Annotated in this window: 19 protein-coding genes and 1 pseudogene; 11 read left to right on the top strand and 9 right to left on the bottom strand. The window is 31.3% G+C overall.

Annotated features, from left to right (window positions below):
- The gene (locus tag ACTS9J_RS06430) at window positions 1-741 is read left to right on the top strand and encodes a rhamnogalacturonan acetylesterase (protein ID WP_286495612.1); all 741 of its coding nucleotides are present in this window, start codon (window positions 1-3) and stop codon (window positions 739-741) included.
- Window positions 742-815: 74 nt separating this feature from the next.
- Here the strand turns inward: ACTS9J_RS06430 and ACTS9J_RS06425 are convergent, their stop codons facing one another.
- Genes ACTS9J_RS06425 through ACTS9J_RS06415 form a run of 3 tightly spaced genes read right to left on the bottom strand, consistent with a single transcriptional unit; the run spans window position 816 to window position 3462 of the window.
- Window positions 816-1877 (bottom strand): agmatine deiminase family protein, encoded by a 1062-nt coding sequence (locus tag ACTS9J_RS06425; protein WP_219034310.1) that lies wholly within the window; start codon window positions 1875-1877, stop codon window positions 816-818.
- Window positions 1878-1879: 2 nt separating this feature from the next.
- Window positions 1880-2587 carry a subclass B1 metallo-beta-lactamase EBR-4 gene (locus ACTS9J_RS06420; protein ID WP_114999921.1) on the bottom strand — a complete coding sequence of 236 codons (708 nt, stop codon included), beginning with the start codon at window positions 2585-2587 and terminating at the stop codon, window positions 1880-1882.
- On the bottom strand, window positions 2587-3462 hold the full coding sequence (locus ACTS9J_RS06415; RefSeq protein WP_114999920.1) for a carbon-nitrogen hydrolase: 876 nt from the start codon (window positions 3460-3462) through the stop codon (window positions 2587-2589). The genes ACTS9J_RS06420 and ACTS9J_RS06415 overlap by 1 nt, the downstream gene beginning before the upstream one ends.
- Before the next feature lie 262 nt (window positions 3463-3724).
- Between ACTS9J_RS06415 and ACTS9J_RS06410 the strand changes: the two genes are divergently transcribed.
- Window positions 3725-4369: a DUF5715 family protein gene (locus tag ACTS9J_RS06410; protein ID WP_114999918.1), complete on the top strand. Its 645-nt coding sequence runs from the start codon at window positions 3725-3727 to the stop codon at window positions 4367-4369.
- A gap of 43 nt (window positions 4370-4412) precedes the next feature.
- Window positions 4413-4994: a DUF5715 family protein gene (locus tag ACTS9J_RS06405; protein WP_219034309.1), complete on the top strand. Its 582-nt coding sequence runs from the start codon at window positions 4413-4415 to the stop codon at window positions 4992-4994.
- Here the strand turns inward: ACTS9J_RS06405 and ACTS9J_RS06400 are convergent.
- A complete protein-coding gene (locus ACTS9J_RS06400) occupies window positions 4975-6165 on the bottom strand; it encodes an MFS transporter (RefSeq protein WP_291052708.1) in 1191 nt (396 codons plus the stop codon). The two genes, ACTS9J_RS06405 and ACTS9J_RS06400, sit on opposite strands and share 20 nt — an antisense overlap.
- Before the next feature lie 202 nt (window positions 6166-6367).
- On the opposite strand from ACTS9J_RS06400, the gene ACTS9J_RS06395 reads away from it, so the two are divergent.
- The 4 genes from ACTS9J_RS06395 to ACTS9J_RS06380 all read left to right on the top strand — a co-directional run bounded on the left by ACTS9J_RS06395 (window position 6368) and on the right by ACTS9J_RS06380 (window position 13277).
- Window positions 6368-7921: a calcineurin-like phosphoesterase C-terminal domain-containing protein gene (locus tag ACTS9J_RS06395; protein ID WP_286495616.1), complete on the top strand. Its 1554-nt coding sequence runs from the start codon at window positions 6368-6370 to the stop codon at window positions 7919-7921.
- A gap of 244 nt (window positions 7922-8165) precedes the next feature.
- Window positions 8166-11369, top strand: coding sequence for a SusC/RagA family TonB-linked outer membrane protein (locus ACTS9J_RS06390; protein WP_291091670.1), 3204 nt, complete (start codon window positions 8166-8168; stop codon window positions 11367-11369).
- Between the two features lie 23 nt (window positions 11370-11392).
- Window positions 11393-12844 carry a SusD/RagB family nutrient-binding outer membrane lipoprotein gene (locus tag ACTS9J_RS06385; protein WP_286495618.1) on the top strand — a complete coding sequence of 484 codons (1452 nt, stop codon included), beginning with the start codon at window positions 11393-11395 and terminating at the stop codon, window positions 12842-12844.
- 85 nt (window positions 12845-12929) lie between these two features.
- Window positions 12930-13277, top strand: coding sequence for an MmcQ/YjbR family DNA-binding protein (locus ACTS9J_RS06380; RefSeq protein ID WP_125350359.1), 348 nt, complete (start codon window positions 12930-12932; stop codon window positions 13275-13277).
- Here ACTS9J_RS06380 and ACTS9J_RS06375 read toward each other — a convergent pair.
- The 5 genes from ACTS9J_RS06375 to ACTS9J_RS06355 form a co-directional block, all read right to left on the bottom strand.
- Window positions 13274-14299, bottom strand: coding sequence for an isochorismate synthase (locus ACTS9J_RS06375; RefSeq protein WP_286495620.1), 1026 nt, complete (start codon window positions 14297-14299; stop codon window positions 13274-13276). The genes ACTS9J_RS06380 and ACTS9J_RS06375 overlap by 4 nt on opposite strands.
- A complete protein-coding gene (locus ACTS9J_RS06370; RefSeq protein ID WP_219034304.1) occupies window positions 14292-14714 on the bottom strand; it encodes a PaaI family thioesterase in 423 nt (140 codons plus the stop codon). Before ACTS9J_RS06370 ends, ACTS9J_RS06375 begins: the two co-directional genes overlap by 8 nt.
- Before the next feature lie 3 nt (window positions 14715-14717).
- Complete coding sequence (locus tag ACTS9J_RS06365; RefSeq protein WP_286495621.1) at window positions 14718-15278, bottom strand: 1-acyl-sn-glycerol-3-phosphate acyltransferase; 561 nt, start codon at window positions 15276-15278, stop codon at window positions 14718-14720.
- A 147-nt stretch (window positions 15279-15425) separates the two neighbouring features.
- Entirely contained in the window at window positions 15426-17222 is a 1797-nt protein-coding gene (locus ACTS9J_RS06360) for a PspC domain-containing protein (protein WP_291063925.1), read from the bottom strand.
- Entirely contained in the window at window positions 17215-17556 is a 342-nt protein-coding gene (locus tag ACTS9J_RS06355; protein ID WP_291063927.1) for a PadR family transcriptional regulator, read from the bottom strand. Before ACTS9J_RS06355 ends, ACTS9J_RS06360 begins: the two co-directional genes overlap by 8 nt.
- 324 nt (window positions 17557-17880) lie before the next feature.
- Here ACTS9J_RS06355 and ACTS9J_RS06350 point away from each other — a divergent pair.
- From ACTS9J_RS06350 to ACTS9J_RS06335, 4 genes and pseudogenes are all read left to right on the top strand, one after another.
- Window positions 17881-18672 (top strand): annotated as a pseudogene (locus ACTS9J_RS06350) (S1/P1 nuclease).
- A 197-nt stretch (window positions 18673-18869) separates the two neighbouring features.
- Window positions 18870-19295: an Hsp20/alpha crystallin family protein gene (locus tag ACTS9J_RS06345; protein WP_260509575.1), complete on the top strand. Its 426-nt coding sequence runs from the start codon at window positions 18870-18872 to the stop codon at window positions 19293-19295.
- A gap of 243 nt (window positions 19296-19538) precedes the next feature.
- Window positions 19539-20570: a hypothetical protein gene (locus tag ACTS9J_RS06340; protein WP_448353048.1), complete on the top strand. Its 1032-nt coding sequence runs from the start codon at window positions 19539-19541 to the stop codon at window positions 20568-20570.
- Window positions 20571-20698: 128 nt separating this feature from the next.
- Window positions 20699-22261 carry a M20/M25/M40 family metallo-hydrolase gene (locus ACTS9J_RS06335; RefSeq protein WP_125350368.1) on the top strand — a complete coding sequence of 521 codons (1563 nt, stop codon included), beginning with the start codon at window positions 20699-20701 and terminating at the stop codon, window positions 22259-22261.
- Window positions 22262-22278: the final 17 nt, after the last annotated feature.

Raw genomic sequence — 22278 nt, 5'->3', positions numbered from 1 at the left:
ATGAAAAAAATAATTTTATCAACGATTTTATGCTTGTTTTTTAGCATAATATTCGCACAAAAAAGAACCCTATTTCTTGTTGGAGATTCGACAATGGCGAATAAAGAAAATCCAACTAAAAATCCCGAACATGGCTGGGGACAACTTTTGCCTGAGTTAATGAATTCTGATTTAGAAATTCAGAATCATGCAACAAATGGAAGAAGTTCCAAAAGTTTTAGAACAGAAGGAAGATGGAAAAAAGTTCAGAATCAATTGAAAAAAGGTGATTATGTAATCATTCAATTTGGACATAACGATCAAAAAATTGAAGATTCTGTTCGTTACACAAATCCTGTCACTCAATATCGCGCAAATTTGGAACAATATGTTACAGAAGCACGAGCAAAAGGTGCTATTCCGATTTTAATGACTTCTATTGTTCGTCGAAATTTTAATGAAAAAGGCGTTTTGGTTGACACTCACGGTTTATATCCTTTGATTGTGAGAAGTGTTGCAAAAGATTTGGATGTTCCGTTTGTTGATATGCAATATTTGACAGAGAAATTGGAAATAAAATATGGTCCAGGAAACTCTAAAAAATTGCATTTACATTATCAACCAAATGAAATTGATTATTATCCAAAAGGCAAAAACGATGATACTCATCTATCAAAACTTGGAGCCGAAGAAGTTTCGAAATTAGCTGTTAAAGAACTGATCATACTAAATATCGGCTTAGAGAAATATATTAAAAAATAAGTTTTTAGTTTTCATTCTAAATCAATACCCCTCAACAAGAAATTTTGAAGAGGGGTATTTTTGTATTTTAAAAACTAAATCTTAGGTTCTTGTTGACTCAAACAATGGAAAGATCCTAGTCCCCAAATAATATCTGTAGAATCTATTCCTACAACTTTACGATCGGGGAAACATTTCTGAATAATATCCAAAGCAATTGCATCTTTTGCACAACGATAAGTTGGTACAATGACAGATTTATTCGCAATATAAAAATTCGCATAAGAAGCAGGTAAACGCTCACCTTCGCAATAAACCGCATCCGGCATTGGCAATTCAATAATGTTTAATGGACGTCCATCTCGTAATTTCATTTCTTGCAATTGGCGAAGATTCACTTGCAACAATTCGTAGTTATCATCCGATTCATCTGTTTCAACAACCGTCAAAACTGTATCTTCATTTACAAAACGAATTGTATCATCAATGTGTCCATCCGTATCATCACCAACAATTCCGTCTTCTACCCATAGAATTTGCGAAACTCCGTAATAATTTCTTAAAAATTCTTCGATTTGTTCTTGCGAATAATCTGGATTACGATTTTCATTCAGTAAACAAGATTTTGATGTCATCAACGTATCTTTTCCATTAAATTCGACCGAACCTCCTTCCATAATAATTCCAGGATGAAAAACAGGAAGATTAAATTCTGCACCAATTCTTGTTGGCACAACATCGTCATTTTCAAAAGGTGGATATTTTCCTCCCCACGCATTGAATCCCCAATCAACAATAACTTTTGGGTTATCAGGATTGTTTTTATTCAATAAAAATGCAGGACCATGATCGCGACACCATGCATCATTTGTTTCATTAAAATAAAACTCAACTTGTGACAAATCTGCATCCGTTTTTTCGATAAAAGACAACGCAAACACTTTCATTTCTTCATCTTTCACATTAATACGAACCTTTTCACCTTTCGATAATTCAGCAATAAATTCAGCATAAGCTGGATAAATTAACTGAATACGATCTGGCCAAGATTCTTCTTTGTGCGGCCAAGACAACCATGTTGCTTCGTGTTCTTCCCATTCGGCAGGAAATCTATATCCTAAATCTTTTGGGAATTTTGATGTATCTATAGTGTTCAATTTTATTTCTTTTCTAAAAGTTTAAACGTATTTTCGATATGTCCAGTAACTTTCCAATTATCATGACCTGGAATAACTTGTTTAATTTTTGGATGTTTTGTAACTAGTTTCTGTACTGTTTTTGGCCATTCAGTAACATTTGCTTCACCTGTGTAACCTAAATTTACAGCGTCAGCACCTTTTATCAAACAACCTCCATTCAGCACTTTATATTTTGGAAACCAAACCACAACATTATCAGAAGTATGTCCTTCACCAAAATATTCAACAACAAATTTTTCATTACCAAATTTGTATGTTTTTCCTAATTCAATCTCAAATTTTGATGTCGCTTTTCCTTCTTTTTTTAATTTAGAATTGGTTAAAGAAGTTGCATAAGTAGGAATATTCAAATCATTATAAAAACTTAAATCTCCTGCTCTATCATCATGCGAATGTGTTGCAAACACAGCGATAACTGGCAAATTATACTTTTCTTGTAACATATCATTTAATTCTTGATATTGCGATTTCTGCCAAGGAACATCAAACAAAACGATTCCTTTATTCGTTACCAAATACATTCCATTTGCATTATACTCAACACCATTAAACGAATTGAATGTTTGATAAACAAATAAATTGTTATTAATCGGATCAATCTGAATTGGTTTTATTTGACCAAATGCAAAACTTCCTATCAATGCTATAAGTGAAAATAATTTCTTCATTAATCCTCGTCTATAAAACGTTTTGTAATTGGTTGATAAGAATCGATGCGGCGATCTCTTAAGAAAGGCCAGTGTTTACGGAAGAAATCAGATTCGTTCAAATCCAATTCAACCACTTCTGTTTCCTCTTTATCATGCGTTGCTAAGTACAACAATTTTCCCTGCGCATTTGTCGCAAAAGAGCCTCCCCAGAACTTCATTGCTCCATCTTGCTCAAAACCAACACGATTTACAGAAATAACCGGAACTCCATTCGCAACCGCATGTGAACGCTGAATTGTTTGCCAAGCATTGTATTGATCTTGATTTGTTTCTTCGTCTTGCGTCGTATCCCAACCAATCGCAGTAGGATAAAATAAAATTTCTGCTCCCATCAATGCTGTTATACGAGAAGCTTCTGGATACCACTGATCCCAACAAATTAACACTCCAATTTTTCCAAATTTAGTATCAAAAACTTTGTAACCTAAATCACCTGGAGTAAAATAGAATTTTTCATAAAACGCAGGATCATCTGGGATATGCATTTTGCGATATTTTCCTAAATATTGTCCATCAGCATCTAAAATAGCGGTTGTATTGTGATATAAACCTTGCGCACGTTTTTCGAATAATGAAGCGATAATTACCACTCCCAATTCTTTAGCTACAACTGATAACGCATCTGTTGATGGTCCAGGAATTGCTTCTGCTAAGTCGAAATTATCGTAATCTTCTACGTCACAGAAATATAATGAGGTAAACAATTCTTGCAAACACACAATTTGAGCGCCTTTTGCAGCTGCTACTTTTACTTGCTCTATTGCTTTGTTTAAATTTTCTTGTTTGTTATTAGTACAAGTCATTTGTACCATTCCAACTTTAACTTTTGCCATTTTATAAATAGGTCTAAAAATAAAAATGAATAATAATTACAAAAATAGCGAATTTAGTAGGATTTAATCTATTAGAATTTATATTTAAGAATATTTTATGTTTCAAATGTGATGAAATTTAAATTTCTATCAATCTATCTAGCAATGCTATTTTGAGAACAGATTTAAGAAAATTTTAAAAAAAGTTTACCTAAATATTATAATTTTTAACAAGTCTTTATTAAATTGTAACTTCTAATTTTGTCGCGTAATAATTTAAAACATGAAAAAATTAATTGCCCTTTCTTGTCTTTTTAGCGGAATATTTATTTCAGCTCAAAGTCAAGAAAGTTACATTTTAGCAGAAAATTCTGCCTCTTCATCCACTTCTATCTCTACAAAAAAAGTAACTTATGACGATCATTTAATGGCAGCAGAATCATTCAACATTCCAATCGTGAAGAGTTTTGATGATATTGAAGGTTTAGTTGCTACAAAAAAATTAGTTGCAATTCCTGAAGAAGGAAATGGGTACACAATTGAGAAATTAACACACAGTAAAGCTTTTTTAAATAACAGAGCAAAAACTGTGTTGGAACGAATTGCTTCAAAATTTCTGGACGAAAACAATGCTACAATTACTGTAACTTCGCTTACCCGTTCTGAAGAAAGTCAAGCAAGTTTAAGACGAGTAAATAGCAATGCAGCAAAAGGCGAAAGTTCTCATAACTATGGTGCTTCTTTTGATTTGTCGTATACAAAATTCAATAATAAATATACGTATAGCAAAACTCATCGTGATAATTTAGAAGCGATTTTAAAACAATTGCAAGAAGACGGTAAAATTTACTATATCAAAGAATATAGACAACACTGTTTTCATGTAACGGTTCGTAATCCCGATCAATTTAAATCAACAACAATGTAATATATAAAAGTTCTTTTCTATTTTTGCAGAAGAGAATTGAATCATGAAACAATTTTTAACAACTTTTTTTATTTGCTCTTCTTTATTCGGTTACGCTCAATCTCGAGTTATTATAGAACCTTCTAAAGAATATGTTCAGCATTTGAATGCCGCAAAATCTCATAAACTTGAGCTAATTGATGGTGATAAAAAGTTGAACAAATATATCAATCAAGGTAAATTGGTTAAAATAAAACAACGTGGTTATGGTTGGCGAGTTGGTGATTTAACGCATAGTCATTCGTATCTTATTCCAAAAGGTCGAGATATTTTGACAAGTATTGCAAGAGATTTTGTAAAAACAACAGGTCAAAATTTTTTCGTTGTTACATCAATGACACGAACGCTACATGATCAAAATCGTTTGAGAGGAATTAATAAAAATGCTTCTTCTAATGATAGTTCACATAATTTTGGTGCTGCTTTTGATATTTCTTATGTTAGGTTTAATCATAAAATTAGACCTGATTCTAAACTAGAAAAAGAGTTAGAACAAGTGCTAAAAAATTATGTTAGAACAGGTAAAATTTACTACGTAAAAGAATCTAAAATTAGATGTTTTCATATTATCGTTCGGAATTATTAAATTCTGAACGATTTTTTTTTGTTTGTAAATAATAACTATACAATAATCCTATAAACACAAACAAACTACAAAAACCAAATAAGTTTGACATTCCAAACAAACTGATAACACCACCAATTAGAGGACCTGTAATTCCCAATGAGATATCAATAAACAAGCCATACGCAGCTAAAGCAGCTCCTTTACTATTATCTGAAACCAAAGCAACAGCCTCTACTCCCATCGCAGGAAAAACCAATGAAAAACCAATTCCTGTAATACCTGCACCAATAAGAGCGATAAAAGAATTTGGCGCACTAAAAAGAATTAATAAACCTATCGTTTCGACTATCATGCAAATAATTCCAACTTTTAATCCTCCTAATGTATTAATTGAACTATTAAAAAATAATCGTCCTACAATAAACAATAAACTGAAAACACTTAAACATAAAGCTGCATTCGACCAACTATAAAAGTCGTAGTAAAGTGTTATAAAATTAGAAATTCCTCCAAATCCAAGACCTGCAAGTGCTAAACAAATTCCAAAAGGAGCCACTGTTTTCAATACACTTATAAATGGTTGCGGAACTTTTGAAACTGCAGTTAATATATTCTCTTTATTTCTAGCTAAAAAATAACCTATAATCGCACAAACAATACTAAACAAACCAATAAAACCAAGTCCAAAATATTGATTTAAGATAACTCCCAATGGTGCTCCAATTGCCAATGCACCATAACTAGCAACACCATTATAAGAAATTGCTTTCGCTGTATGTTGTTGTCCAATTTTTAAAATTGCCCAGTTTATTGGACTTCCACCTACCATTCCTTCTGCTGCACCAGTAACCAATCTCGCAAGTACAAGAATAGCTATTGACAAAAAATGATTGTTTCTTGTGAAGTAACAAAAGTATAATAAAACTCCTGCTAAAATAAACAAACTCATACTCAATAAAACGGCTGGTTTAGGACCTTTTGTATCTACGATTTTTCCCGCATAACCTCTCAATATAAAAGTTATCACATATTGCAAACTAATTACAATACCCGCTACAAGCTCAGTAAAACCTAATGTTTTTGTAATAAAAATAGGTAAAATAGCCAACGGTAAACCTATAAGTAAATAACCTATAAATGAAAAACTTACATAACCTATAATTTGCATGAAAATTTGTCGTGAACTCATGCTTAATTTCTCTTCCATAACATAATGCAATCGGTTGCAAATTTAGAATATTTAATAATCAAAGACAATTATTCATCCATTATTAAATTTGAAAATATATTATTCTTATTTACTTAAATTTAATCTTTACTTATTGTTGTGTTAATCCGAATACCGCATAAAATATAGAATTTTAACATCTACAAAACAAGAAATTCACACAATGAAAAAAATCGTATTATCGCTAGTATTATTTGGAAGTTTTTATACTTCTGTCAACGCTCAACAACTTGCTAAAGGAATTGTTTTTGAAGATAAAAATCAAAACAATAAATTCGATAAATCAGAAAAACGTTTGGCAAACGTGCAAATTAGTAACGGAAAACAAGTTGTTTCGACAAATGATAAAGGAGAATATCAAATCGAGATTGATAACGAAACTATTTTGTTTGTCATTAAACCAACAAATTACAAAATTCCTACAAACGAATTCAATCAGCCACAATTCTACTACATCAACAAACCTAATGGCTCTCCAAAATTAGAATATGCAGGTTCTGCTCCGACTGGAAATACTCCAAAGAGTATTGATTTTGCTTTAATTCCTACAAAAGAAAACGAAAAATTTTCGGCTTTAATTTTTGGTGATCCTCAAGCTTATACAGAAGAAGAAATCGAGTATTTCTCTAAAGGTGTAATTGATGATGTTAAAGGAATTAAAGGAATGGAATTCGGACTTTCTTTAGGAGATTTGGTTGGTGATGATTTGAATTTGCATCCATCTTATATAAAAGCTGTTTCGAAAGTTGGTTTACCTTGGTACAATGTTATGGGAAATCACGATATGAATTATGATGCAAAAGAAGATCAATATTCGGATGAAACGTTCGAGAAAAATTTCGGTCCAAATAATTATTCATATAATATCGGTAAAGCACATTTTATTGTTTTAGATGATATTTTATATCCAGATCCTCGTGATGGAAAAGGATATTGGGGAGGTTTCCGTCCTGATCAATTAGAATTCATTAAAAATGATTTAAAATTTGTTCCAAAAGATCATTTAATTGTTTTAGCATTTCATATTCCGTTGCGTGACACACGTCCAGAAGATAGAAATCAATTATTCGAATTGTTAAAAGATTACCCAAATACAATTTCAATGTCTGCTCATACACATTTCCAAGAACAGATTTTTTATGCAAATCAAGATGGTTGGCAACAACAAAAACCTCATCACGAGTACAATGTTGGAACAACTTCTGGTGATTGGTATTCGGGACCGAAAGATGCAAAAGGAGTTCCGGCCTCTACGATGCGTGATGGTACACCAAAAGGTTATGCTTTTTTACATGTAGATGGTAATCAATATAAATTTGATTATAAAGTTGCAAATTCACCAAAAGAAAAACAAATCGACCTGTACCACACAAAAAAAGTAAAAGAAGGTAAACGCAATCGTGCTTTTTTATATGCTAATTTCTTTATGGGACATGAATCAAATAAAGTTGAATATCGTGTAAATAATGGTGAATGGAAAGAGATGAATTGGGATCCAACAGTTGATTACAATTATATGGAAACCATCATGAAAATTGATAATGCAGAAATTACAAATATTGGTAACAGACCTTCTGCTCCAGAAATTTCGAAACATATTTGGTCAGTTCGTTTACCGAATAAACTAAAAGTTGGAACTTATCCAATTGAAGTTCGCGCAACCGATTTGTACGGAAACACTTTTACAGAAAAATCTTCTTTCGAAGTTATTAAATAACCGTTTTATACACATCTTGATAAGCCACTTCTTTTGAAGTGGCTTTTTTAAATAAAATATTTTACAATTTATTCATGTTAAATAAAAATCAATAAACCTTTATTCAAATGTAAAACTAATATCAAGACCTCTATTTTAGTAATGTTTACTTAAAAATCTCTTAACCATGAGTTAAACAACTTCATAAAAAGAAGTTCTAGTTTTGTTAAAATTTTTAACACATAAACATTTCACATTTACAGCTATGAAACAATTAAAATTACCACTACTTCTACTAGGTGGATTTTTAAGTTTACACGCCAATGCTAAAACTTACACCGGAACAGATTATCATCAATCGATTTCTCAAGATCAAAATCCAATCAAAGGTCAAATCGTTGATCAAAACGGATTAGGAATTGCAGATGTAGAAATCATCATCAAGGGAACATCTTTTAAAACATTTACAGACGGAGATGGTTTTTTCGAATTTGTTTCAGTAAATGTTGCTCATCCTACATTATTGGTAAATTCATCTCAACACAAATTTATTGAATACACACCGAAAGATATTTCTCAAGTAAAAATTACTTTACAAGAAGAATCTAACCAACTGAATGAGGTAATTGTAACTGCTTTGGGGATAAAGCGAGAGCAGAAAAAATTAGGATTTGCTCAACAAAATATAGGTTCGGAAGAACTTGCAACAGCAGAAGCGAATAACTGGTCTTCGGGATTGAAAGGAAAAGTAGCTGGTCTTAATATTATTTCTGGAGGAAATGGACCAATCAATTCTCAGCAAATTATTTTGCGCGGAGCAAATTCAATCGACCAATCAAAAAATTACGCTTTAATTGTCATCGATGGTGTTCCAATGAGTACAGAAATGACTTCTTCTGGAAACAATACTGCTTACATGGGCGATGATTCACCTATCGATTTTGGTAACGGTATTTCTGACATCAATCAAGCAGATATCGAAAGTGTAACCGTTTTAAAAGGTCCTTCTGCAGCGGCTCTTTATGGAAACAAAGCTGCAAATGGAGCTTTAATTATAACAACAAAATCAGGTAAAAAAGGTAAACAATTAGGTTTAGAATATAAATCAACTGTAGCTATTGACGTTATTAACAATTGGCCAGATTTTCAATATGAATATGGTCAAGGAACTGGAAAAAGTTTCGATAAAAACGGCAATCCTTATTACTCATATCAAACCTCAGCAGATGGACCAAATACAGGAAGTACTTCTTCTGCATTCGGACCAAAATTTGACGGACAATCATTTTTTCAATATGATCCAACTTTAGAAAAACAAGGGGCTGAAAGAACTTTATGGCGTGCGTATAAAGATAATAGAAAAGGGTTTTGGCAAACTGGTTTCACTTTCAGTAATGCAGTTACACTTTCTGGTGGAAATGACAAAGGAAGTATGAGAGCTTCTATTGGACATCAGAAAAATAGCTGGATTATGCCAAATACAGGCTACGAAAATTATACTGCTGCTATTAATGGAAACTATCAAGTAAGTGATCGCATCAAAGTTTCGACTGCCTTAAACTATACTCGCAAAACAAGTGATAATTTACCAGGAACTGGTTACAATAACGGATCTATTGCTTATTTTATGATCTTCCAAAATCCAAACGTAGATTTAAATTGGTACAAACCAATTTGGAAAAAGGATTTCAATGGAGTAAAAATGATTCGCCCATTTAGTTCATACATGGACAATCCTTATGCTATTGCTTACGAAGCTGTTAATCCAATGAGTAGTAATCAAATTGTTGGAAATATTAGAGCAGATTTTAAATTAAGCAATAAATTAAGCTTAATGTTACGTCCTGCAATTAATACCTATACTCAATTGCGCGAACAAAAACGTCCATTTGATATGAATCGTACGCCGAATGGATATTACAAAAGACAAGACATATCTAAAACTGAAACAAATATCGATTTCTTATTAACTTATACTGATAAATGGGGAGATTTTGGTTTCAATGCAAATGTTGGAGGTAATAGAAAAAATTATGAATACAGAAATTTAACGGCTTGGGTAAATGGTTTAGCTTCGCCTGGAGTTTATAAACTTTCGAATGGATTAACTTCTCCTTTTGCAAGAACGTATGATTCTAATTTAAAAGAAAATTCATTATATGGAATGGCTTCATTTGGTTGGAAAGACATGATTTTCGTTGATTTTACAGGTCGTAACGACTGGAATTCTTCTGTTGCAGTAAAATATAGCTCATTCTTTTATCCTTCAGTCTCTTCAAGTTTTATTCTGTCAGATTTATTCAAAATAAAAGGACCTATTAATTACTTAAAATACCGTTTATCATTTGCAAAAGTTGGTAACGGAGGTACAACAGGTTGGACAAATAGATATTACGATCAAAGCGATTTTACAGCATCTGCAGTAGTACCTGGAAGATTATTTAATCCTGATATTAAACCTGAATCTACAACATCATGGGAAACTGGTTTCGAGGCTTTATTATTCAAGAAAAGATTAAGCTTAGATTTTACAGTTTATCAACAAAGTACAAAAAATCAAATCTTCGAATTACCAAATGATATCACAACTGGCTATTCAAGAAGAGTGGTAAATGGAGGAGAAATTGAAAACCGAGGAATTGAAATAGCAGCTACGTATTCTCCAATTAAAAGTAAAGATTTTGAATGGAAAATGATTGGAACTTGGTCTAAAAATGAAAACAAAGTAAAATCTTTAGTAGAAGGAATAGAAGGTGATCAAATGATTCTTGGTCAATCTGGAACAGTTTATCAAATTGCTAAAGTTGGCGGTTCTTCTACAGCTCTATATGGTGAAAAATTTGTAAGAAACGATGCGGGACAAATCATTTATGATGCAAAAACAGGTGTTCCACTTAAAAATGGATTAATAGAATATGTTGGAGACGCAACACCTAAATGGAGAGCAGGTTTCACAAATGAAATCAAATTCAAAACATTGCGTTTCAGTTTTACATTAGACGGACAATATGGTGGAATTGTCTATTCACAAACTTATCACAAAATGATGGAGCAAGGAAAATTGGCAGATTCTTTACCTGGTCGAGAAGATGGTTACATCATTGGAAATGGTGTTGTATTGAATGCTGACGGAACTTATTCTCCAAATACAACAAAAGCTGATGTGGCAACTTATTATGCTGAATATAATCGTCGTGCAAATGTAGAATCTAATTCATTCGAAGCTTCATATTTAAAATTAAGAGATGTGAGTTTAACATTTGATTTTCCTAAAAGATTATTATCAAAAACAGGTTTACAAGCATTGTCATTAACAGTTTACGGACGCGATTTATTCACGATTAGTGATTTTCCTTTATACGATCCAGAAACAGCATCATTAAATGGAAATACTTATGTACCTGGAGTTGAAATGGGACAAATGCCGTCAACAGCAACGTATGGAGTAACCTTAAAAGCTTCATTATAATTTACAACATTCAATTTATTAAAATGAAAAAGATTTCAATTCAACTATTTTTTGCCTTCACTATAATTTCAACTGTTTTCTCTTGTACAAACGATTTTGAGAAAGCAAATGAAGATCCAAACTTAATCACAGAAATTAATTCAGGTTCTGTTTTAAATCCTGTTCTTTATGATTTGGCTGAAAATAATGTTTTAAAAAACTACGATATTACAGCTCAATTGATGCAAGTTCATATTCCTTATCCAAGCAATGCAATGGGACTTCATCGTTATGATGTAACAACAGGAACGGGAAATTCGACTTGGAATAATGCCTACACAAATCTTGTTAATTTGGAGGAAATGCTAAAAGTTTCGCAAAAAGCTGGAGATGTCAATTATCAAGCAATTGCATTAACGCTTCGTTCTTTAGTTATTTCTAATTTAACCGATATGTTTGGCGATGTTCCTTTTTCTCAAGCAGCCAAAGCAGAAGAAGGAATTACAAAACCAAAATTTGATACACAACAAGATATTTATAAGCAATTATTAAATGATTTAGAGAAAGCAAATCAATTATATGTAACTAATTTAGGTCTAAAATATGGTACCGATATTTTATTCCCAAGTAGTGAAAAAAACATCAATATAACACGTTGGAAAAAATTCACAAATTCTCTTAAAATGAGATTATTATTAAGAATTTCGAATCGTGATGCATCTGCCTTAACAGAACTTAAAAAAATAATTGATAATCCGACAACTTATCCTATTTTCGAAAGTGAATCAGAATCTGCTATTTTACAAATTTCTGGTTTAGCACCAAGTTTATCTCCTTGGCCAAGAGCACAAGATTATAGAGATAGCCGAACATTCACAACATTTTTTATTGATAAAATGAATGAAACTAATGATCCTCGTTTACCAATTTTAGTCAATAAAGCTTCTAATTTGGATGGTTCTTCATTAGGTTACAAAGGAGTTCCTGCAGCTTACGAAGGAAATAGTTCTGATTACAAATTCAATCCGTCATCTCCTAACAATGCAATTGTTATCGCTCCGATGAAAATTCCATTAATGACTTATGCTGAAGTTGAGTTTATAAAAGCTGAAATGGCTCAAAAAGGTTTAGGTGGTGATGCAAAAACTCATTATGATAAAGCTGTAAAAGCTGCTGTACAATTATGGACGAATATCGAGCCTACTGCTGAATTTATGGCACAAGAAAAAATTAAATACAACAATACGTTAGAACGTATCATCGATCAAAAATATTTTGCTTTATTCTTTACAGATTACCAACAATGGTTTGAATATAAAAGAACTGGTTTTCCAAAATTACCGACAACTTCTACCATGTTGAATGATAAAAAAATGCCTCGTCGTATGCTTTATCCAACAAGTGTTAGAAATTATAACCCAGAAGGCTATCAGAACGCACTTCAACAAATGGGACCAGATAACATCAATACGCGTGTTTGGTGGGATGTAAATTAATTGCATACATTCCACATTTAATAGAAAACGACCTTGTAATTAAGGTCGTTTTCGTTTTATTTGTATCTTCACTAAAAATATTTTTATGCATATAGAAGAGTTAAGAGAGTTTTGTTTAGGACTTCCATTGGTCGAAGAAAAATTTCCTTTTGATCAATCTACTTTGGTCTTTTATATCGCTGGAAAAATGTTTTGCCTTTGTAATATTGACGATTTTGATTCTGTAAATATCAAATGTGATCCAGATAATGCAATCGAATTACGCGCAACTTTCGAAGCTGTAATTCCTGGTTATCACATGAACAAAAAACATTGGAATACTGTTAAAATTCATCAAGACGTGAAAAACATTCAAATCAAAGAATGGATAAAAGATTCTTATAATTTAGTCATCTTAACTTTACCAAAATCTAAACGTCCTAAGTTGATTTAATTCTCTGTTTTCACCAACAATTCACCTATTGTTTTTGATTTCAGTTCTGTTTCTCGCCATTCATTTTCAGGAATAGAATCGGGCATAATACCTCCTCCTACATACAAATTTACTTTATTAGAATAGATTTTTGCACATCTAAGATTAACAAAATACTCCGATTCTGTTTTATTTTGAAAGCCCATAAAACCTGCATAAAAAGTACGATTATAGCCTTCGTTTTCGAGAATAAAATCTTTTGACAGATCCTTTGGCATTCCTCCTACAGCAGGCGTTGGATGCAAAGCTTTCAACAAGTCATACAGCTGAGATTTGTCTTTTAATTGAGCTGAAATAAATGATTTCAAATGTTCAAAAAATCCTGCATTTACCGAAAATGGTCCGTCCACATCAATGTAAGAAGTATAAGGTTCTAAAGTTGACGAAATATAATCAGTTACTACTTGTTGTTCGTGATATTCTTTCTCTGTCCATTCATCTTCTTTTGCTTTTGTTCCAGCTAAAGAAACAGTTTGTATAAATTGATTATTTTCTTTCAATAAAAGCTCTGGCGAAGCTCCAATCCAACAACCTTCTTCTGTATCAAATCGCAAATACACATAGGCATTTGGATAATGTTGATGTAAATTTTTAAAAGTTTCAACTAAATTAATATTCGTTTCTGGAAGTGAATTGATTCGACTAATTACAATTTTTTTAGTTGGTGAATCACTTTGTAATTCTTCAACTGTTTTTTGAATTAAATCAATATAATTTTCATACGAAATTGCTTCATTTTTGTTTGATTCTGGTAAAGAAAGTTCAAAATTTGGTAATTCATTTATTCCAATATCTATAACCTCATTATCATTAAATTCAACCAATTTTGTATTATCGAAACTATTACAAATAAACTTGTTATCCGATTCAAAATCTTTATTTTCCCACAACTCCACTTGTGTAGAATTTGGTTTTCTAAAAAGAAGAAAAGGTTCTTGATTCTGAATTAATCTTTCAAGTTTATCTTGAAATTTTTTAAACATGTTTTTTAGAAATAATAGCGTTTGTTAAATGTGTATAACAGATTAATTTATCGTTTTCATCTTTGATTTCAATCTTAATCAAATGCGAAGTACGACCTTGTTTTACGACTGTTGCATGCCCAAAAATTGTTCCTTCCTTTTTTGGACGAAGATGATTTGCGTCAACATGTTGACCAACCGCCACAAAATCATCCGAATGTAAAATAATATTTGACAATGTACTTCCCAACGTTTCCGCCAAAACGATAGAAGCGCCTCCATGCAATAACCCAAATGGTTGATGAACTTTAGGCGTAACAGGCATTTTTCCTGATAAAAAATCTTCTCCAACTGCCGTAAATTCTATATCTAAAGTTTCAAGTAATGTATTTTTCGAAATTTCATTGAACTTCTGTAAAATATCTTGTTCGTTCATAATTTAATGTATTTTTGGGTTATAAAGTGCTGGATGTTTTGCCCTAACTTTTTTGTAAAAATCTTGAATTTCATCCATCACATCTTCTAAAGTTCTGTTTTCTGTTTCTACAATTTTTGAAATTCCAGCTCTTTTTTTCTTGAAATCACAATAAGCCAAAACAATCGGAACATCTGCTTTTTGCGCGATATAGAAAAATCCATTTTTCCACTTTTCTGCACGAGAACGCGTTCCTTCTGGTGTATTAATTAAATATAATTTATCTGATTCTTTCAAAATATCTGAAGCAAAATCGACCATATTATGTCGTTGAGAACGATCAATTCCGATTCCGCCCATTTTCTTTATAAAATATCCATACCAAGGTTTTGTCCAAGCATCTTTGATAAACATTTTCATTGGAATTCCCATTTGCCAAAAAGCCAAAATAGTATAGTAAAAATCCCAATTGGAAGTGTGCGGAGCGCAAACCAAAACGCATTTATCTACTTTCGATAGATCGAGATGATTATCTAATTTCCAACCTCCTAATGAGTACAAAAGTTTGCCTAAAATTTTTTTCATAAAATGATGCTTTATGCATTTGCAAACATACAAAACTCGAAACGGATATTAGTCAATGTAACCAAAAATAAAAAGAGACATTCCGAAATGAAATGTCTCTTTTTGAATATTATTAATTAAAATACTTCCTAAGTCTATGCAAAGAAATCAACGATTATTTGAATGATTTCTGTAGTTAATGTTAATAGAATCTGTATCATCTTTATAGTGTATTTCTTGGTTTGATTTTTCTTTTTTGTTTTCAGTTCTTGGTAAATTTAGTCCTACTGAACCGTCTTTACTTTCGACACGAATACCATTTTTATCAATTCTAACTCTCGCCGAATCGTTTCCGTCATTCAAATTTATGTTTACATCCTCTGAATCAAGATTAATATCGTCCTCAGAATCTGAATCTTTTTGACAATTCAAACATACGAATTTTTTTCCATTATATCCAATAAATTTATTCTTCAAATCGTATAAATAATCACGATCATTATCATTATTAATAATTGTCATTCGATCAGTGTTATTCGTGTGAATTAATTTATTCTTAGGAACATACAATTTGATATCAACCGTTTGATTTCTAAATTTACCATCTTTAGGAATTTTAATAAACTCATCTAAATAAAGTTTATTTCTATTTAATTCGTAATTATATCTAATTGCTTCTAAATTACGTTTTGCTTCTTCTTTACTTCCTCCTTTAGAAGAATAAGTTACTTGAACATGAAGTTTATCGTCTGTACTTTCTTCGATCTCAAAAATATCATCAATTGGTATAATTAAGTTTCCATTAGCATCAATTAATTGATCTAAATCGTTAAAAGTTTTGAACTTTAAATTGCCTTCATTATTTTCTCTAAAATAAACTTGTAACGTATCAGAAGGAATAACATAACTTTTTTCTTGAGTCATTTCAACTGAGTTTCTAAATTTACTTGCTGTACTTACCGAAATTCCGATGATTGCAAATAATGCAACAAACCAAAGAGCGATTGATCCAAAGATAACTGCTTTGCTTACTTTAACTTTACTCCAGAAACATTTTACACCTAAAATTGTCAATAAAACACCTGGAATTACCATTAATATTCCTCCAAATATTTTGGCTGCCATACTCATCCATTCCTCTTCTACAAGATAACCGAATAATTCTGTTGGCATTTCTGTCCAAGTTGTAAAGAAGAAAAAGAATCCTCCAATGATTAATCCAATTCCTGAACTTAGAATGATAAATCCGATGAACCAAAGTAAAATTCGACCAAAAACCCCAAAGGCTCCTCCTAATTTATTACTTAATTCTTTGCTTCCACTTACAACAGCTTCACTAGCTTGTTCTACGTTTTTTTTTAATGTATCAATGTTTGCTGGTTGTCCGTACATCTGTAACTTTTCTGATGTTGTTTTTGCTTTTGGAACAAAAATTAACAAGATAAAATAACAGAACACCACTAAGAAAAATGATACACCTGCTGTGAAAATTCCTAAAACTCCTAGAACTAACCAAATAGAACGTACAAACCAAGGATCAACGCCCATATAATGCGCCAAACCAGCAGATAATCCTGTTACAATTGTATCATCTGGATCGCGGTACAAACGTTTCGCACTTGTTTGTTGTCCTCCATACGATTGATTATTTGACGAATAATTGTATGATGAATTTGTAGACGTTCTTTCGTTCTCTTCATCTTCTTCAACTTTGTATTGATCTGGATGTCCCATCGTAGCAATTACAAAATTGATATCATCTTCGTTTACGACTTCTCTAAATTTTAACCGTTCACGAAATAATTCAGAAATACGGATTTCTACATCTTCAATAATATCTTCTACACCTTCCGTACCTCTCAAAGAAGTTTTTACATCTTGTAAATAGGTCTTTAATTTATTATAGGCGATTTCGTCTAACACGAAAGAAAATCCTCCTATACTTATTGATACTGTTTTATCCATTTTTGTGCGTTTCTGTGGTTACTTTATTCACGGCTTCAATTAACTGTTCCCAAGTTTCAGCTAATTCTTTTATAAAATTTTCACCTAACTCTGTAAGTGCATAATATTTGCGAGGTGGTCCTGACGTTGATTCTTCCCAGCGATACTGTAAAAGGTCATCATTTTTAAGTCTTGTCAAAAGCGGATATAATGTTCCTTCAACAACAATCATCTCTGCTTTTTTCAATTCGTCTATGATATCAGATGCATACGCATCTCCTTTTTTGATAATGCTGAGAATACAATATTCCAGTACACCTTTTCGCATCTGAACTTTTGTTTTCTCTATATTCATAAGAACGGCTTGTTTTATTTTGTTATACAAATATATATAAAAGTTTTAGTATTATGCAAAACAAAGTACTGAATTATTTTTAGTATTATAAATAAAAAAGACAACAATCGGTCTGTTTATCAAGATTTGTTGAATTAATATTTTTTTTAAGTTTTTTAAGTTATTTAAGTTATTTAAGAATATTTTAAAATCGATGTTTTTTTTATGAAAAAGTACTTGATTTTACTTGAAAAAATATTAACTATCATTTAAAAATCACCTTCAAAAATCACTCATTCTACTTGAATTAGTTTTATTACCTTTGTCAAAAATCGAGCTCACACAATGAAAAAAATTATAGGAAGTGCAATGCTTTTAGGAGCATTTTTAGCTTCAGAAAGTGCTTTAGCTTGGGGATTAACAGGTCACCGAGTAGTTTCTCAAATTGCAGAACAACATATTAGCAAGAAAACTCGTAAAGAAATTACAAAAATTATTGGTCCACAAAAATTAGCGTATTGGGCGAACTGGCCAGATTTTATCAAGTCTGATGATTCTTGGAAACATGCAGATTCTTACCATTACGTAAATATTCCAGGAGATTTGGATCGTGCACAATTTGATGTTGCGCTAGATGGAACTTCTGATGATAATATGTACAAAAAAGGTTTGTTTTTGATTAATGAATTAAAAAACAACAAGAATTTAACAATCGAACAAAAACAACACGATTTATATTTCTTGATTCACATTTTGGGAGATGCGCATCAACCTTTACATGTTGGGCGTCCAGACGATTTGGGTGGAAATAGAATAAAAGTTGAATGGTTCCGCGATAAAGTAAATATTCATACCGTTTGAGATTCTAAATTGGTTGATTACGAAAACTATTCGTACACAGAATATTCTAATTTACTGGATATTGCAACGAAAGAACAACAAAAAACAATGCAAGAAGGAACTTTTGCTGATTGGATTTACGGCTCTTATATTATTGCAAACAGAATTTACGCAGGTGTTAAAATGGACGATAAATTAGGTTACCGTTACCATTTTGACAACAAAAAAACGATCGAAGATCAAATGCTAAAAGGCGGTCTACGTTTAGCAAAAGTTTTAGACGAAATTTATAAATAAATAGAATCTTAACCAAGATGTACAAATCCTGAAAATGACTTTTCAGGATTTTTTTATGTTCAAAATTTAAATTTTCAGTCATTTTGACATTTAAAAACAGTAAAAACAAGTCATTTTGTCTTACAATATCGATTTGCACATAATTTGAATAAAGTGAAAACATGAACAATGAAATCAAAAATTTAAACATACAAGACATGAATACAGTTAGAAAAAACAGAGCAAATTATTTTCCTTTTGGATTTGAAAATGCAATGCGTCCAAAATTTGAAACTTTTGTAAATTCTCAAAATCAATTTCCTGCAGTAAATATCAAAGAAAATGAAGATAGTTTCGAGATTTTATTAGCTGCACCAGGTTTAAACAAAGAAGATTTCTCTATTGAAATTGATGAAAATATTTTGAAAATTTCATCAGAATTTAAACAAAATGAAGAAGTAAAAGAAGAAAAATTTTCGAGAAAAGAATTTAATTTTTCAAGCTTCAAAAGAGCATTTACATTGCCAGAAACCATAAACGAAGATAAAATAGAAGCTTCTTATGTAAATGGGATTTTGCAATTAGTTCTACCTAAGAAAGAAGAAGCTTTACCAAAAGAAAAACGTAGCATACAAATTTCATAGATATAGTTAATTTTAGTTGGCTAGTAAATCCTCAATTCTTCGGAGTTGAGGATTTTTTGTTTAAATCAAATTTATAATTTTATCATTTCCTCAAAAACAATATTCAAAAAAGTGACTATTTTATCGAAAACGGAATCAAAAAGTTCTTAACAAAAACACTTAATAATTTTTATAAAAAAGTGTTTTTTAGTAAAAATTATTAAAAACTAATCTTTTACATTTACAAAAGATTAAAATTCAACTATGCACAAAAACATTTTATCTACAATAACTTATGTTATAAAAACACGTTTTTGCACAAGCTCAAAAGAATTTCAAACAACTCAATTTAATTCGGATAACGGGTTAAAAAATAGGTTGGATGCTTTTAATTTTCTTGAAAATTACATCGAAATTATTTCAAATGAAGGTTTGCTACAAATTGAAAGTAATTTTATTCAACCAAAAGCAATTGATCGAATAAATACTGAAATCAATTTTCCTAACGAAAATAATTACAAACGCTTAAAACTAGTTAATCAAGAAGCTATTTTTATCACTCCAAATGAAACCATTTTTCCTTACGGAATTAGTTTGTCTTTTGTGTTAAATGAAGATTTCGATTCTTTAAAAAAAGATAACGAATATGAAATTTATTCTTTAAAAAATTCTAAACAAATTAATTATTCTGAACAACTTAACAATTTAATAAACGAATATAAGTTACTGAAAAATTTAGGTTTTGAAGAACAAATAAATGCAATAAAATTAAATAAAAATCTATTCTCAAATTTTGCTATTAAAGATGACTATTTCAAAATTTTAGACACACCTTTTTTGTGGAATAACCCAACAAGACAATTTTTTATAAATAATATTTCGAACAACGAATTTATTCTAGATTGTCTTTACGATCATCTTTTTCATTATCAATATTTTAATTATGTTCAGTTTTTAGAAAAGAATTGTCCGAAAGAAATTGAAAAAAATATTTATGCTATGCTGCATGGTCAGGGAGGTTTATTATTTGTTGGTTATCATCCAGAAAATTTAACCGAAAGTATTATGAGCGATGTCGAATTAATTAATTATTACAATTTACTTGATGCAAATTTTTCTCAGGACGAATATTTATATAAAAACATTAATTTACAGATATTTAGTTTCAATGATTTTCCAGTTTTAGCAATTACGGTTTTTCCATTAAATGAAGAATCGAAAAAGAATCATGCCTATAACCCTGATAAAATATTTGTGCTGAAAAATAATCGATTCATTAAAATGAAAGATAGTTAAAAAACAATACTATATTTTCAAAAAAACATAATTACACAAAAGACATCTACAGATGTCTTTTTTTATTTCACAAAATATTCTATTTTAGACCTAATTTGTAAAATTTATCACACGAAATTACTTTAATTATGAAATTGATTAACACATTAACCTACTCTACAATTGTATTATCGTCTATTGCGGTACATGCGCAAGCACAAGAAAAATTAGACCCAACTGTACAAAGTTTTGTAACCGAAATTCAAAATAATTCGCAGTTGAAGAAAATTTCGCACGAATTATTAGACGGAATCGGACCTCGTTTAGTAGGAACTCCACAAATGGATCAAGCAGGAGAATGGGCAATTAAAACGTTGAAATCTTGGGGAATTGATGCCCGCCGTGAAGATTATGGAACATGGAAAGCATGGGAGCGCGGAATAACGCATGTTGATATGACGTATCCAAGAGCAAAATCTATCGAAGCTACTCAATTAGCATGGTCACCAGCAACTAAAAAAGCTGTGAATGCAGATGCTATCGCAATGCCTGTTTTCAAAACAAAAGCTGAATTTGACGCATGGTTACCTTCTGTAAAAGGAAAAGTTGTTTTGATGTCACAAAACCAATCATATGGACGTTCTGATTATCAATACAAAGATTTTGGTTTAGAGGATTTGTATAAAAAAGTTACTGAAACAAGAAAAGCTGAAGCCGAAGCTTGGGCAAATTCTATAAAAGTGACAGGTTACAACAACAATACACTTCCAGAAGTTTTTGAGAAAAATGGAGCTGCAGCGGTTGCAATTTCTTATTGGACAGGAATTATGGGAGCAAATAGAATTTTTGGTGCAAAAACGAAAACTATCCCAATGTTAGATATTTCGAATGAAGATTACGGAATGTTATATCGTTTAGCTGAAAATGGAACTGCTCCAAAATTGACTGTTAATGCACAATCTAAACACAATGGAGTTGCGAAAACATTCAATATTATTGGAGAAATTAAAGGAAAAGAAAAACCAAACGAGTACATTATTCTTTCTGCTCACTTCGATTCTTGGGATGGAGCGCAAGGAGCAACAGATAACGGAACTGGAACTATCACAATGATGGAAACAATTCGTACAATCAAAAAATTATACCCAAATAACAAACGTACAATTTTGATTTGTTTATGGGGAAGTGAAGAACAAGGATTGAATGGTTCTCGTGCTTTTGTAGAAGATCATCCAGAAATTATTAAAAACACTCAAGCTGTATTTAACCAAGATAATGGAACAGGACGTGTAGTAAACATCAATGGATCTGGTTTTGAAAAATCATATGAATACATGACGCGCTGGTTACAAGCTGTTCCTAATTTTATTACGAAAGAAATCAAGACAGATTTCCCTGGAATGCCAAGTGGTGGAGGATCGGATCATGCATCTTTTATCGCTGCAGGAGCGCCAGCTTTCGGACTTAGTTCATTAAATTGGGGTTACGGTACGTATACTTGGCACACAAACAAAGATACGTATGATAAAATCGTTTTTGAAGAAGTACAAACGAATGCAATTTTGAGTGCTACTTTAACGATGATGGCAGATCAAGAAAAAGATTTAGTAAGTCGTGAGCGTCGTATTTTACCTAATGGTAGAGACGGAAAACAGCAAGAATGGCCAGAGGTTAAAAGCCCGGCAAGAAATTCTGATACTTATTTAAAATAAGATATTTTCAAATAAAA

This window comes from Empedobacter sp. ULE_I140, assembly GCF_053482575.1.
This window is presented reverse-complemented; position numbering and strand designations above follow the sequence as displayed.

Bases quoted from the DNA above. Each gene is read 5' to 3' on its own strand.
- ACTS9J_RS06430 (WP_286495612.1), top strand. From the start codon at position 1: ATGAAAAAAATAATTTTATCAACGATTTTATGCTTGTTTTTTAGCATA.
- ACTS9J_RS06340 (WP_448353048.1), top strand. From the start codon at position 19,539: ATGCACAAAAACATTTTATCTACAATAACTTATGTTATAAAAACACGT.
- ACTS9J_RS06410 (WP_114999918.1), top strand. From the start codon at position 3,725: ATGAAAAAATTAATTGCCCTTTCTTGTCTTTTTAGCGGAATATTTATT.
- ACTS9J_RS06370 (WP_219034304.1), bottom strand. From the start codon at position 14,714: ATGAACGAACAAGATATTTTACAGAAGTTCAATGAAATTTCGAAAAAT.
- ACTS9J_RS06395 (WP_286495616.1), top strand. From the start codon at position 6,368: ATGAAAAAAATCGTATTATCGCTAGTATTATTTGGAAGTTTTTATACT.
- ACTS9J_RS06345 (WP_260509575.1), top strand. From the start codon at position 18,870: ATGAATACAGTTAGAAAAAACAGAGCAAATTATTTTCCTTTTGGATTT.
- ACTS9J_RS06385 (WP_286495618.1), top strand. From the start codon at position 11,393: ATGAAAAAGATTTCAATTCAACTATTTTTTGCCTTCACTATAATTTCA.
- ACTS9J_RS06365 (WP_286495621.1), bottom strand. From the start codon at position 15,278: ATGAAAAAAATTTTAGGCAAACTTTTGTACTCATTAGGAGGTTGGAAA.
- ACTS9J_RS06390 (WP_291091670.1), top strand. From the start codon at position 8,166: ATGAAACAATTAAAATTACCACTACTTCTACTAGGTGGATTTTTAAGT.
- ACTS9J_RS06420 (WP_114999921.1), bottom strand. From the start codon at position 2,587: ATGAAGAAATTATTTTCACTTATAGCATTGATAGGAAGTTTTGCATTT.
- ACTS9J_RS06360 (WP_291063925.1), bottom strand. From the start codon at position 17,222: ATGGATAAAACAGTATCAATAAGTATAGGAGGATTTTCTTTCGTGTTA.
- ACTS9J_RS06355 (WP_291063927.1), bottom strand. From the start codon at position 17,556: ATGAATATAGAGAAAACAAAAGTTCAGATGCGAAAAGGTGTACTGGAA.
- ACTS9J_RS06400 (WP_291052708.1), bottom strand. From the start codon at position 6,165: ATGAGTTCACGACAAATTTTCATGCAAATTATAGGTTATGTAAGTTTT.
- ACTS9J_RS06335 (WP_125350368.1), top strand. From the start codon at position 20,699: ATGAAATTGATTAACACATTAACCTACTCTACAATTGTATTATCGTCT.
- ACTS9J_RS06375 (WP_286495620.1), bottom strand. From the start codon at position 14,299: ATGTTTAAAAAATTTCAAGATAAACTTGAAAGATTAATTCAGAATCAA.
- ACTS9J_RS06380 (WP_125350359.1), top strand. From the start codon at position 12,930: ATGCATATAGAAGAGTTAAGAGAGTTTTGTTTAGGACTTCCATTGGTC.
- ACTS9J_RS06415 (WP_114999920.1), bottom strand. From the start codon at position 3,462: ATGGCAAAAGTTAAAGTTGGAATGGTACAAATGACTTGTACTAATAAC.
- ACTS9J_RS06405 (WP_219034309.1), top strand. From the start codon at position 4,413: ATGAAACAATTTTTAACAACTTTTTTTATTTGCTCTTCTTTATTCGGT.